Below are 12107 nucleotides of genomic sequence, written 5' to 3' on the forward strand. Positions count from 1 at the left end.
TTCACCGGTGACCTCCGTACAGCCCGAAGGCCGACGCATGCTGCGCATCGAAGCGCGCAACGCGGAGACGCCGATCGAACGCAAGCCGTCCTGGATCAAGGTCAAGGCGAAGATGGGCCCGCAGTTCACCGAGCTGCACGGGCTGGTCAAACGCGAGGGCCTGCACACGGTCTGCCAGGAAGCCGGCTGTCCCAACATCTACGAGTGCTGGGAGGACCGGGAGGCGACGTTCCTCATCGGCGGCGACCAGTGCACCCGCCGCTGCGACTTCTGCCAGATCGACACCGGCAAGCCCCAGGCGCTCGACCGCGACGAGCCCCGCCGGGTCGCCGAGTCGGTCAAGCAGATGGAGCTGCGCTATGCCACGATCACCGGCGTCGCCCGCGACGACCTGGACGACGGCGGCGCCTGGCTCTACGCCGAGACCGTCCGGCAGATCCACGCCGAGGTCCCCGGCTGCGGCGTCGAGCTGCTCATCCCCGACTTCAACGCCGTCCCCGAGCAGCTCGCCGAGGTCTTCGGCGCGCGCCCGGAGGTCCTCGCGCACAACGTGGAGACCGTCCCGCGCATCTTCAAGCGCATCCGCCCCGGCTTCCGCTACGAGCGGTCCCTGTCGGTGATCACCCAGGCCCGCGAGGCCGGGCTGGTCACCAAGTCCAACCTGATCCTGGGCATGGGCGAGGAGCGCGAGGAGATCTCGCAGGCCCTCAAGGACCTGCACGCCGCCGGCTGCGAGATCATCACCATCACCCAGTACCTGCGCCCGTCCCCGCGCCACCACCCGGTCGAGCGCTGGGTCAAGCCCGAGGAGTTCGTCGAGCTGGCCGCCGAGGCCGAGGCGATCGGCTTCGCCGGTGTCATGAGCGGCCCGCTGGTGCGTTCCTCGTACCGTGCCGGGCGTCTCTACCGGCAGGCTTTGGACGCCCGGCAGCCGGTGTGACGCGCGCCTACATTTAAGCTTGACGTTATGGCAGAGCCCGAGAAGGTTTCCTTCGGCCAGCGGATCAAACAGATCGGCCAGGCGTTCACTTTCACCGCGAAGCGGGACAAGGCGTTCATTCCCCTGGTGATCGCCGCCGTCCTGGCTCCGCTGATCATCGTCGCCTTCCTCGTCGGCTTCTTCGACATCGGCTGGTGGATCATCCCCGTCGGGGTCATGGCGTCCCTTTTGGCCGCCATGATCGTGCTGAACCTGCGGGTCAACACCGCGGTGATGAACGAGGCCGTCGGCAAGCCCGGCGCGGCCCTGGCGCTCCTGGACATCCTGCGCGGCTGGACGACCACGCCCGCCGTCCAGGTGAACACCCACCAGGACATGGTCCACCGCGCGATCAGCCGCTCCGGCGTGGTCCTGCTCGCCGAGGGCAGCCCCGGCCGCCTGAAGAGCATGATCGCCCAGGAGAAGAAGCGGCTGTCGCGCATCGTGGGCGACGCCCCCGTCCACGCCTACATCATCGGCGAGGAGGAGGGTCAGCTGTCGGTGCGCAAGCTGCGCACGACGATGACCAAGCTCCCGAAGGTCATCACCTCCAAGGAGGTGGCCGGGCTGATCAAGCGCCTGGAGGCCATCTCCGCCCGCTCGGCGCCCATCCCGAAGGGCCCGATCCCCGGCAACATGCGGCCCCCGAAGGGCATGCACAAGGCGATGCGCGGACGCTGATCCAGCCCGCGCCAGCCGCCGCGTCCGAACCCCGGGCGCGGCGGCTTTTTGTATCCGAAGTGACATCTCCGCTTTCCGTCGCGTCCACTACGGTGGAGCAACCGCGAGACCCGGAGCACGGCCCGGCACCGAGGGCATGAGCACCGTCACCTTATGCTTTTCTTGATCGGTTCCATTCTGGATGCGAGGGTTGAACACATGAACGGCGAACCCCTTCTCCGCGGCAAGGGCCTGCGGGTCACCAAGCAGCGGCTCGCCGTCCTCGACGTCCTCGCCGAAGGCGGCCACCCGGGCGTGGACGAGATCATCACCAGGGCCCGCCCGAAGGTCGGCTCCCTGTCCACCCAGGCCGCCTACGACGTCCTGGCCACCCTCACCGCCGCCGGGCTGGCCCGCCGCATCGAACCCGCCGGGCACGTCGCCCGCTTCGAGGCGCGCACCGGCGACAACCACCACCACGCCGTCTGCCGCCAGTGCGGGCACGTGGAGGACATCGACTGCGCGGTCGGCTCCGCGCCGTGCCTGGAGGGCTCCCCCGACCACGGGTACCTCATCGACGAGGCCGAGGTCACCTACTGGGGGCTGTGCGCGGATTGCCAAAAGGCCGGACCGGCCGCGACCGTCAACTAGCACCGTGGCGGGACTGGCCGCGACGGTGAACCAGCGGGAACCGGTCTAGCGCAGGACGATCGACTCGGCGGCCTTGTCCTGGATGCCGCGCCGGTCGCGGTCCATGATCAGCGCCGGGATCACCAGGGCCACCAGGGCGCCGCGCACCAGCGCGCGCCACACGCCGATGCGGCCGCCGTCGGTGACGCGCACGCAGCGGATCTTCGCCACCCGCATGCCGGGGGTCTGCGCGAAGAAACCGATGAACACCCCGTACTCCAGCACCAGGAAGGCCGAGGCCCACAGGTTGCCGTAGGGCTTGGGCATGACCGCCGCGGCCAGCAGCAGGCACAGGACCCAGTCGACCAGCAGCGCCAGGAAACGCTCGCCGAAGGTCGCCGGACGGGTCTCGCCGGCCGTCTTCTCACCGCTCGTGGTCGCCACGGACCGAGGGTACCGGGTGTGCGTGACCGGGTGAACGGCACGCCCGGTGGCGCGTAACACGGCCGAAACAAGAGGGACACGGGCGGGCAATAGCGCCGCCATACCTTCGTCGTCGAAGCCAGCGCTCTCCCCGCGACGGAGGACCCATCGTGTTCGCCAACCCCGACGAGCTGTTCCGCTACATCCGCGACAACGACGTCCGGTTCATCGACGTGCGTTTCTGCGACCTGCCCGGCGTCATGCAGCACTTCAACGTGCCGGTCGAGGCCTTCGGCGCCGACGTCTTCACCGACGGCCTGGCCTTCGACGGCTCGTCCATCCGCGGGTTCCAGGCGATCCACGAGTCGGACATGCTGCTCCTCCCCGACGTCACCTCGGCGTTCGTGGACCCGTTCCGGGCGCAGAAGACCATCGCGATCAACTTCTTCATCCACGACCCGTTCACGCGCGAGGCCTACAGCCGCGACCCGCGCAACGTGGCGAAGAAGGCCGAGCAGTACCTGGCGTCGGTCGGCTTCGCCGACAAGGCGTACTTCGGGGCCGAGGCGGAGTTCTACATCTTCGACTCCATCCGCTACGACACCGACGTCCAGCACGGCTTCTACTACATCGACTCGCAGGAAGGCGCCTGGAACTCCGGTCGCGAGGAGGAGGGCGGCAACCGCGGCTACAAGCCGAAGGTCAAGGGCGGCTACTTCCCCGTCCCGCCCGTCGACCACTTCGCCGACCTGCGCGACGGCATCGTCCGCGAGCTGCTGAACGTGGGCCTGGAGGTCGAGCGCTCCCACCACGAGGTCGGCACCGCCGGTCAGGCCGAGATCAACTACAAGTTCTCCACGCTGCTGCACTCCGGCGACCAGATGCAGCTGTTCAAGTACATCGTGAAGAACACCGCCTGGGCGGCCGGCAAGACCGCGACCTTCATGCCCAAGCCGCTCTTCGGCGACAACGGCTCCGGCATGCACACCCACCAGAGCCTGTGGCTGGGCGGCGAGCCCCTGTTCTACGACGAGACCGGCTACGCCGGGCTGTCGGACATGGCCCGCTACTACATCGGCGGCCTGCTCGCCCACGCCCCGTCGCTGCTGGCCTTCACCAACCCGACGGTGAACTCCTACCGCCGCCTGGTGCCCGGCTACGAGGCCCCCGTGAACCTCGTCTACTCGCAGCGCAACCGCTCGGCCTGCACCCGCATCCCGGTGACCGGCTCGAACCCGAAGGCCAAGCGCGTCGAGTTCCGCGTGCCGGACCCGTCGTCCAACCCGTACCTGGCCTTCTCGGCGATGCTGATGGCCGGCCTCGACGGCATCAAGAACAAGACCGAGCCCCCGGCGCCGGTCGACAAGGACCTCTACGAGCTCCCGCCCGAGGAGTTCGGCGAGGTCACCCAGGTCCCCGGCTCGCTGCCGGAGGTCCTGAACGCGCTGGAGGCCGACCACGACTACCTCCTCGAAGGCGGCGTCTTCACCCCCGACCTGATCGAGACCTGGGTCGGCTGGAAGCGGGAGAACGAGGTGGACCCGATCCGCCTGCGGCCCACCCCGCACGAGTTCGCTCTGTACTTCGACGTATAGGGACTTCGACGTGTAAGCGCCCCCGCCTACGCGTCTGAGGGAGGCCCCGCCGTGGCACGACGGTGGGGCCTTCGTCGTGTCCGGGGCACGATGGCGGGCATGAGCTTCTCGACTCCCTTCACGCGCATGTTCGGCGTCCGGCACCCCATCGCCCTGGCACCGATGGGCGGCTCGGCGGGCGGCGCGCTCGCCGCGGCCGTCTCCCGCGGCGGCGGACTGGGCCTGCTCGGCGCCGGTGACGGCGACCCGGCGTGGCTGGCCCGCGAGGTGCCGCTGGTCACCGGGCTGCCGTGGGGCATCGGCTTCCTCACCTGGACCCTCGGCGACGGCGCCGTGGCCCGCGCGCTGGAGCACCGCCCGCACGCGGTCATGCTCTCCTTCGGCGACCCGCTCCCCCACGCCCGGCACGTGCGCGAGGCCCGGATCCCGCTCATCGTGCAGGTCACCGACCTCGACGAGGCCCGCCGGGCGGTGGACGCCGGGGCCGACCTGATCGTCGCGCAGGGCACCGAGAGCGGCGGGCACGGCGCGCGCCGCGGACGGTCCACCCTGCCGTTCGTGCCCGCCGTCGCCGACCTCGTCGCGCCCACGCCCGTGCTCGCCGCCGGCGGCATCGGCGACGGGCGCGGGGTGGCGGCGGCGCTGGCGCTCGGGGCGTCCGGCGCGCTCATCGGAACCCGCTACCAGGCCACCGCCGAGGCGCTGGTGCCCGAGTCGACGGCCAAGGCGATCGTGGCGGCGGCGGGTGAGCGGACCGAGCGCAACCGCGTCCTGGACATCGCGCGCGGCTCGGCGTGGCCGTCCCGGTACACCGCACGCACCCTCGCCCACCGGTTCCTGGACGAGTGGCGCGGGCGCGAGGAGGAGCTGGCCGCCGACGCCGGGGCGCGCCGCGCGTACGACGAGGGCGTGGCGAGCGGCGAGCTCCCGGCGCTGCCGCAGTGGGCGGGCGAGTCGGTGGACCTGATCCGCGACCTGCCGGGTGCGGAGGAGCTGACCGAGCGGCTGGCGGCCGAGGCGGTGACGGCGGTACGCGCGGTGGAGGAGATGGGGAGGGCGGCGCGGGGGTGAGGTGGCGCGACGCGAGCGGGTCGTGGGACCGCCCGGGGCCGGGCCACGCTTCGGTGTCGCTCGCGTCGGCTCATCCCCGGCTCGCGTGCGACCATGTCAACCGATGCGCACCCGTAGCCTCCTGACCCCGGTCCCGCTCTCCGGCGCCGCGGCCCTCGTCCTCTCGCTCGTGTGGGCCTTCGCGCCGACGATGGGCACCGACACCTCCGCGCAGGAGGCGCACGCGTCGTTCTTCGCCGCGCACGGTTTCGCGCTCATCGACTTCGCCTGGTACGGCGGGGCGCAGCCGCTCGGGTACAGCCTGGTCTCGCCGCCGGTGATGGCGCTGCTGGGCGTCACTGCCACCGGCGTCATCGCGGCGACGGCCTCGGCGGGTCTGCTGGCCGCGTTGTTCGCGCGGTGCGGGGTGGCGCGGCCGCTCCTGGGCGGGCTGCTGGGCGCGGTGACGATGGCGGGGAACCTGGTCTCGGGGCGGGTCACCTTCGCCCTCGGCGTGGCCTTCGCGCTGGCGGCGCTGTTCGCGCTCACCCACCGGCGGGGGCTGCCGTGGGCGGCCGCGGCGGCGGTGCTGGCGGGGGCGACGAGCCCGGTGGCGGCGCTGGTGGTGGGCGTCGCGGCGGTGGCGTTGCTGGCGGTGCGGTGGCGGGCGGTGCTGGTGGTGGGCGTCGCGGCGGCGGTGCCGATGGGGGTGATGACCGTCCTGTTCGGGGACGGGGGGTGGATGAACTTCTCGCCGGACGACTTCTGGCGCGCCCTCAGCGTCACGCTGCTGGTCGCGGTGGCCGGATGGTTCGCGAAGCGGCGGGAAGTCCTGGCCGGCGCGGTGGCGGTCGCGGTGGGGCTGACGCTGTCCTACCTGCTCAAGACGCCCGTCGGCGCCAACGCGATGCGCCTGACGGTGCTGTTCGCGCTGCCGGTGCTGGCCGCGATCACCCCGCTGCCGCGCCGGGGTAAGGCACTGGTCCTCACGGTCGCGCTCGTGGCGGTGGCGTGGTGGCTGCCTCCGGTGAACATCGGCGACGTGAAGGACGCGGGGAACACCTCGGCCTCGCGCGGGTACTACGCGCCGCTGCTGGCCGAGCTGGCGCGGCGGGGACCGGTCGGGCGCATCGAGATCCCCCCGACGCGCGACTACTGGGAGGCGGCCTACGTGGACGTCCCCCTCGCCCGCGGCTGGCTGCGGCAGCTCGACATCGCGCGGAACCCGCTGTTCTTCGCCACCACGCCCGGACGCGGCGGCACCGGCGTCGCGCTCACCCCGGACTCCTACCGCGCCTGGCTGCTCGACGCGGGCGTGTCGTACGTGGCCGTCCCCGACACGTCCTTCTCGTGGGTGGGACGCCCGGAGGCCGCGCTCATCGCGGGCGGCCTGCCGTACCTGACGCCGGTCTGGAGCGACGCGCACTGGACGCTCTACGCCGTGGCCGACCCGGCCCCGCTGGTGGCCGCGCCGGCGACGCTGGTCTCGTCCACCGCCGCCGGGGTCGTCTTCGACGCGCCCGCCGCCGGTGACTACCTGGTGCGCGTGCGGCCCCTGCGCTGGCTGAGCGTCGACGGCCCGGGCGCCCCGCGATGGCGAACGCAGGGCGCCTGGACCGTCGTCACCGTGTCCGGACCGGGCCGGTACACGGTGGCCTAGTGGTGCCGGTGGTACTTCTTCGGGAGCTTGAACCCGTAGTCGGCCATCACCGAGCGCAGCACGTCCGGGTAGTCGGTGATGATGCCGTCGACGCCGTCGTCGATGAGCTTGCGCATGGTCGCCTCGTCATCGACGGTCCACGGCACGACCTTGATGCCGTAGGCGTGCGCGTGGCGGACCATCTCGGCGGTCACGTAGGGGCGGTAGCCGGGGTCGCCGACGTGCCCGTTCTGCGGGAAGCCGTGCACGGGCGAGAACGCGCCGGCGCCGAAGGTCGCGATCGCCGCGATCGGGTCGCCGCCGAAGTCGTCGATGTCGATGCCGCCCAGCCACGGCGACGCGCCGGGCTTGCCGGTCTGCAGGAAGTCGTAGTTGGTGAGGGCCACCAGCGGCAGTCGCGGCTCGACCTGCCCCATGCGCATCAGCGCGCCCCAGTCGAAGCTCTGGACGGTGACCTGCCGCAGCAGGCCCGCGCGGCGGACCTCGGCGGCGGTGACCTGGACGAACTGCTCGCGCGGGGCGGTCTGCTCGGGCGCGCCCGCCTCGACCTTGGTCTCCACGTTCAGCATGACCTTGTTCGCCCGGTAGCGGTGGACGAGGTCGAAGACCTCCCGCAGGGTCGGCATGCGCTCGCCGGGGTGCGTCTCCTGGCCGGGGAAGGACGGCTGCGCCAGGGATCCGCAGTCGAGGGTCTTCACCTGGGCCAGGGTGAGGGTCTTGATGTACTTGCCGACGTAGGGGAACTCCGGATCGCCCGGCACGGCCGGGGCGGTGTCCAGGCACTTCGCGCCGGTGACCTTCCGGTCGTGGGTGACCACGGCCCGGCCGTCCTCGGTGATCTGGACGTCGAGTTCGAGCGTCGTGACGCCCAGCTCCAGCGCGTTGGAGAACGACGAGATGGTGTTCTCCACGACGAGACCGATCCCGCCCCGGTGGGCCTGGAGGTCGAAGTCCCGCTTGTGGTGCGGGTGCGCCGAGGCCGGGACGGCCGCGGCGAGAACCGCGGCCGCGCCCAGGACGGCGGCGATGGTGAGGCGAATGGGCTTCATGGGCGACACCATCCCGGACGGGAGTGAACGCCGGGTGTCGCCTCGGCGATCTTGCGGGTGCTACTTCTCCACCGAGTACCGCAGCTGCGCGAACCCGCCACCGGCCTCGGTGGCCGAGTCCAGGCGCAGCGGGACGTCGGCGGCCAGGTCGCCGAAGAGCCGCCGTCCGGAACCGATGAGGACCGGTGCCACGCTGATGACGAAGCGGTCGACGCGCCCGGCGGCGATGAAGCCCTGGATCAGCCGCCCGCCGTCGGGGTACACGTGCTCCACGCCCCGCGCGTCCAGGTCGGCGATCAGGGCGTCCAGGTCGCGGTGGACGGTCACGCGCGGGTCGGCGTCCGCGGGCATCGTGGTGCTCAGGACGGCGACGTGGCGGTCGCCGTAGTGCCAGTTCTCCTCGCCGAAGCCGACCACGGTGTCGTAGGTGTTGCGGCCCATGACCACGGCGTCCACCGACTCCAGGAACGCGAAGAAGCCGAGGTCCCCGGCCTGCTCACCGCGCTCGGTGAGCCAGGTGATGTCGTCGTCGAGACGTGCGATGTAGCCGTCGAGGCTGGTGCCGATGAAGACGGTCGTGGAAAAGGCCATCAGTTCCTCCACAGAAGGTGATCGATGTCGTCGTGCAGTTGTGCGGCGGGGTCGCCCTCGCCGGTCAGCGCCCACCGCAGTAGTGAGCCGTCGGTGGTGATCTGGACCGCGCGCGCCAGGCGCGGGACGTCGGTGCCCGGCGGCAGCTCGCCGCCCTCGACGGCCTCGGCGAGCAGGCCGGTCAGGGCCTCGCCGACCGCGCGGGCGTGCGCGGCGGCGTGGACGCGGAAGTCCGGGTCGGAGAGGTCGAGCTGGAGCATGCCCAGCTGGTTGGCCATCTCCTCGGGGGTGTTCATGTGGGCGGCGATCTCGGCGGCGACGGCGTGCAGCGCGGCCAGCGGTGAGGCGTGTGCTCGGCGGGCGCGTTCGTAGGGTTCGGCGGCGCGGGCGGCGGCGTCGGCGGCGAAGGCGAGGAGCAGGCCGCGTTTGGAGCCGAAGCGCTGGGACAGGGTGGCGGCGGCGACTCCGGCCTCGGCGCCGACGAGGGCGAGGGTCAGGCGGGTGGGGCCGTGGCGGCCGATGGCGCGCGCGGTGGCGGCGAGCAGGTCGGCGTCGCTGGTGGCGCGGGGTCGTGGCATGTGTCCCTCCTTCGGTGATCGACTCTAGCACGTTAATAAATGGCGGTTCATTTACTATCGGTGGCGGGGATCGGGGACCGGCTCGGCGGCTCTCCGCGGAGTCGCCGTTCGCCGGCTTCCCGGTCCACGTCATCCCCTCCACCTCCGCGTGCGACCATGAGCCGCGTGCGGCGCCTTTTGATCACCTACATCGGACTGGCCGGCGGCCTCTTCCTCGCGGCCGGGGCCTGGCTCGGCGGCGCCAGGCCGCACACCGACCTGCGGTCCAACATCTTCAAGGCGCTGGCCAAACCCGAGTCGGCCACCGGCGTCGTGCTCTGGGCGGTGGGCCTGATCGCGCTGGGCTACGCCTGGTGGCAGATCCGCAAGCTCGACCTGACGGTCAAGAGCGCACTGTGGACCGCCGCGCTGTGGGCGGCGCCGCTGCTCATCGCGCCACCGCTGGCCAGCCGCGACATCTACGCCTACGCCTGCCAGGGCGCCACCCTGCGCGGGGGCCTCAACCCCTACGAGGTCGGCTCGAACGCGCTGCCGTGCCCGTGGCTGAGCTCGATGTCGCTCGGCTGGCAGAAGACCACCGCGCCCTACGGCCCGATCTGGGTGCTCATGGCGGGCCTGGCCATCGTCATCGCCGGGAGCAGCCTGTGGACGGCGCTGCTCGCGCTGCGCATCGCCGCCGTCTTCGGCGTGGTCCTGATGGCCTGGGCCATCCCGGCGCTGGCCCGCGCGGCCGGCACCGACCCCACGCGCGCGATCTGGCTCGGCCTGGCCAGCCCGCTGCTGGTGATCCACCTGGTGTCCGGCGGGCATAACGACGCGGTGATGATAGGCCTGGCACTCGCCGGGCTCGTCGCCGCCCAGAAACGGCGGGGACTCCTGGCCGGCGGGCTGCTCGGGGCCGCCATCGCGGTCAAGGCCACCGCCGGGATCGCGCTGCCCTTCGCCGTCCTCATGCTCATGCGCGAGCGGAGCGTCCGCGAGTTCCTCACCCGGACCGCCGCCGCGCTCGCCGGGACCCTCGTCGCCTTCGGCGTCATCACCCTCGCCAGCGGCCTGGGCTTCGGCTGGCTGCGGGGCCTGGCCTCCTCGGGCGACTCGGTGCAGTGGACGGCGCCGCCCACCGCGCTCGGCATGGCCGTCGGCGCGCTGTCCAAGGCCCTCGGGCACGACGTGACCACCGGCGCGATCGAGGTGTGCCGCCTGCTCGGCTGGGTGGCCCTGGCGGTCTCGCTGGTGTGGATCTGGCTGCGCGCGCTCAAGCACGGAAACCCGCTGCGGTACCTGGCCTACGCGCTGCTGGCGGTGCTGGCCTTCTCGCCGGTGTTCCATCCCTGGTACGCACTGTGGCCGATGGCCGTCATCGCGGTCACCATGCCCGACTGGACCCCGGCGCGCGTGGCCGCGGTCGGGCTGCCGTTCCTGACCGTCCCCGACGGCGACAACCTCGCCCTGCGCACCAAGCTGGTGGGGGCGGTGGCGATGAGCGGGCTCGTCATCGCCGCCGCCGTGTACGGCCTACGCCGCCTTGGCACGTCGCTGAGGAAGGCGCGCCAGCCATAGCGGCCACCGGGGCCAGAAGTTGCCGCGCGCCAGGTCGACCTCGTCGGTCCCGGCGCGGATCGGCAGCATGACGATCAGCAGCACCGACAGCAGGACGTAGGAGTTCTCCCCCAGCCACCACCACGGGCCGTGCAGCCAGTGCTTGGTGGTGACCTCGGAGTACCGCAGGCTCATGGTCAGCGCGAAGGGCAGGTAGATCAGCAGGAACATGCCCGTCCACGCCCAGAACCGCTTGGTCCACAGGCCCGAGCGCAGCGCCACGTCGGCGAGCACGACCAGGGCGGGCACGATCCAGAAGTTGTGGTGGATCCACGACACGGGGCTGACCATGACGCCGACCAGGCCCACGATGGTCATCGCGCAGATCTCGTCCCCGGCCTTGTGGGCGCGCACCGCCCGCCACAGGCCGAAGCCGATGACCAGGACGACGCCGAGGACGAAGACGGCCTTGGGGTAGTTCGGGTCGCGTTCGTTGAACCAGCGCAGCAGGATCCCGTTGATAGAGGTGTTCGAGGTCTGGTCGAGGATGCCGACGCGCCCGGAGTCCCAGAAGGTGGTGAGCCAGAACTTGGCCGAGGAGCGCAGGTCGAAGCCGGCGGCCAGGACGGTGGCGATGATCGCGGCGAACATCGAGGTGATCGCGGCCCGCCAGCGCTTGGTGACCAGGAGGTAGACGATGAAGATGCCGGGGGTCAGCTTGATGGCGGTGGCCAGGCCGACGCCGACGCCGCCCCATTTGGAGCCGCGGCGGACCAGGAAGAGCAGGTCGCCGATGATGAGGATGGCCAGCTCGTGGTTGATCTGGCCGAAGCTGAGGGACTCCCGGATCGGTTCCAGCGCGAAGGCCAGGGGGACGGCGATGCCGCACACGAACCAGGCGGGCTGCTTGAAGCGCCGGGCCAGGGGCGTGGCCACCCAGTAGCACATGAAGGCCAGGGCCGCCGACATCAGCGTCAGGTGCATCCACTTCGCCAGCCCGTAGGGCAGGATCGCCAGCGGGATCATGATCAGCGCGGCGAAGGGCGGGTAGGTGAAGCCCAGGTTGAAGTTGATCTTGTCGGGCTGGGAGTAGTTGTAGAGGATGTTGTCCCCGTCCAGCCAGAACAGGACCGCCTTGCGGTAGATCCGGAAGTCGAAGAGCCGGTGATGCTCACCGAACTTGTCGGCCAGGATCCACACCGCCGCCATCAGCAGCACGATCAATGCGATGCGGAGAGCCGTCACCGTGCCCTTGCGGCGCAGGAACGCGCGCGGGCCGGTGGGCGCGGCCTTCGTGGTGGTGTCCAATGTGGTCTCTCTGTGCGCTTCGGTCCGGACGGGCGAGCTCATGCG

The 12107-nt window shown here is 71.4% G+C and carries 12 protein-coding genes; 7 read left to right on the forward strand and 5 right to left on the reverse strand.

Translation table 11 applies throughout. The features are described 5' to 3' along the window. The first annotated feature begins 37 nt into the window (after positions 1-37). The 3 genes from lipA to QSK10_RS02630 all read left to right on the forward strand — a co-directional run bounded on the left by lipA (position 38) and on the right by QSK10_RS02630 (position 2290). Entirely contained in the window at positions 38-940 is a 903-nt protein-coding gene (lipA, locus tag QSK10_RS02620) for a lipoyl synthase (RefSeq protein WP_285662901.1), read from the forward strand. A gap of 27 nt (positions 941-967) precedes the next feature. Further along, on the forward strand, positions 968-1660 hold the full coding sequence (locus QSK10_RS02625; RefSeq protein WP_285660947.1) for a DUF4191 domain-containing protein: 693 nt from the start codon (positions 968-970) through the stop codon (positions 1658-1660). 198 nt (positions 1661-1858) lie between these two features. Further along, on the forward strand, positions 1859-2290 hold the full coding sequence (locus QSK10_RS02630) for a Fur family transcriptional regulator (protein WP_285660948.1): 432 nt from the start codon (positions 1859-1861) through the stop codon (positions 2288-2290). 45 nt (positions 2291-2335) lie between these two features. On the opposite strand, the gene QSK10_RS02635 is transcribed toward QSK10_RS02630, so the two are convergent. Next, positions 2336-2638 (reverse strand): RDD family protein, encoded by a 303-nt coding sequence (locus tag QSK10_RS02635; RefSeq protein WP_432705313.1) that lies wholly within the window; start codon positions 2636-2638, stop codon positions 2336-2338. 224 nt (positions 2639-2862) lie between these two features. Between QSK10_RS02635 and glnA the strand changes: the two genes are divergently transcribed. The 3 genes from glnA (at position 2863) to QSK10_RS02650 (ending at position 6997) form a co-directional block, all read left to right on the forward strand. Beyond that, positions 2863-4287 (forward strand): type I glutamate--ammonia ligase, encoded by a 1425-nt coding sequence (glnA, locus tag QSK10_RS02640; protein WP_285660950.1) that lies wholly within the window; start codon positions 2863-2865, stop codon positions 4285-4287. A 99-nt stretch (positions 4288-4386) separates the two neighbouring features. Further along, the gene (locus tag QSK10_RS02645) at positions 4387-5358 is read left to right on the forward strand and encodes an NAD(P)H-dependent flavin oxidoreductase (protein ID WP_285660951.1); all 972 of its coding nucleotides are present in this window, start codon (positions 4387-4389) and stop codon (positions 5356-5358) included. A 103-nt stretch (positions 5359-5461) separates the two neighbouring features. After that, positions 5462-6997, forward strand: a complete 1536-nt coding sequence (locus tag QSK10_RS02650; RefSeq protein WP_285660952.1) for a hypothetical protein — start codon at positions 5462-5464, stop codon at positions 6995-6997. Here QSK10_RS02650 and QSK10_RS02655 read toward each other — a convergent pair. From QSK10_RS02655 to QSK10_RS02665, 3 genes are read right to left on the reverse strand one after another with little or no spacing between them, the layout of a single operon-like run. Further along, entirely contained in the window at positions 6994-8046 is a 1053-nt protein-coding gene (locus QSK10_RS02655) for a glycerophosphodiester phosphodiesterase family protein (protein ID WP_285660953.1), read from the reverse strand. The genes QSK10_RS02650 and QSK10_RS02655 overlap by 4 nt on opposite strands. 60 nt (positions 8047-8106) lie before the next feature. After that, a complete protein-coding gene (locus tag QSK10_RS02660; RefSeq protein ID WP_285660954.1) occupies positions 8107-8637 on the reverse strand; it encodes a dihydrofolate reductase family protein in 531 nt (176 codons plus the stop codon). Next, positions 8637-9215 carry a TetR family transcriptional regulator gene (locus QSK10_RS02665; RefSeq protein ID WP_285660955.1) on the reverse strand — a complete coding sequence of 193 codons (579 nt, stop codon included), beginning with the start codon at positions 9213-9215 and terminating at the stop codon, positions 8637-8639. Before QSK10_RS02665 ends, QSK10_RS02660 begins: the two co-directional genes overlap by 1 nt. Before the next feature lie 156 nt (positions 9216-9371). On the opposite strand from QSK10_RS02665, the gene mptB reads away from it, so the two are divergent. Next, entirely contained in the window at positions 9372-10775 is a 1404-nt protein-coding gene (gene mptB / locus QSK10_RS02670; protein WP_285660956.1) for a polyprenol phosphomannose-dependent alpha 1,6 mannosyltransferase MptB, read from the forward strand. Here mptB and QSK10_RS02675 read toward each other — a convergent pair. Further along, on the reverse strand, positions 10731-12104 hold the full coding sequence (locus QSK10_RS02675; RefSeq protein ID WP_285660957.1) for a glycosyltransferase family 87 protein: 1374 nt from the start codon (positions 12102-12104) through the stop codon (positions 10731-10733). The genes mptB and QSK10_RS02675 overlap by 45 nt on opposite strands. Between the last annotated feature and the right edge of the window lie 3 nt (positions 12105-12107).

Source organism: Actinorhabdospora filicis, assembly GCF_030269765.1.
Taxonomy (GTDB): domain Bacteria; phylum Actinomycetota; class Actinomycetes; order Mycobacteriales; family Micromonosporaceae; genus Actinorhabdospora; species Actinorhabdospora filicis.

Excerpts from the sequence above, each read along its gene's own strand:
- QSK10_RS02650 (WP_285660952.1), top strand. The coding sequence starts at position 5,462 with ATGCGCACCCGTAGCCTCCTGACCCCGGTCCCGCTCTCCGGCGCCGCG.
- QSK10_RS02645 (WP_285660951.1), top strand. The coding sequence starts at position 4,387 with ATGAGCTTCTCGACTCCCTTCACGCGCATGTTCGGCGTCCGGCACCCC.
- mptB (WP_285660956.1), top strand. The coding sequence starts at position 9,372 with ATGAGCCGCGTGCGGCGCCTTTTGATCACCTACATCGGACTGGCCGGC.
- QSK10_RS02665 (WP_285660955.1), bottom strand. The coding sequence starts at position 9,215 with ATGCCACGACCCCGCGCCACCAGCGACGCCGACCTGCTCGCCGCCACC.
- QSK10_RS02675 (WP_285660957.1), bottom strand. The coding sequence starts at position 12,104 with ATGAGCTCGCCCGTCCGGACCGAAGCGCACAGAGAGACCACATTGGAC.
- QSK10_RS02625 (WP_285660947.1), top strand. The coding sequence starts at position 968 with ATGGCAGAGCCCGAGAAGGTTTCCTTCGGCCAGCGGATCAAACAGATC.
- QSK10_RS02655 (WP_285660953.1), bottom strand. The coding sequence starts at position 8,046 with ATGAAGCCCATTCGCCTCACCATCGCCGCCGTCCTGGGCGCGGCCGCG.
- lipA (WP_285662901.1), top strand. The coding sequence starts at position 38 with ATGCTGCGCATCGAAGCGCGCAACGCGGAGACGCCGATCGAACGCAAG.
- QSK10_RS02630 (WP_285660948.1), top strand. The coding sequence starts at position 1,859 with ATGAACGGCGAACCCCTTCTCCGCGGCAAGGGCCTGCGGGTCACCAAG.
- QSK10_RS02660 (WP_285660954.1), bottom strand. The coding sequence starts at position 8,637 with ATGGCCTTTTCCACGACCGTCTTCATCGGCACCAGCCTCGACGGCTAC.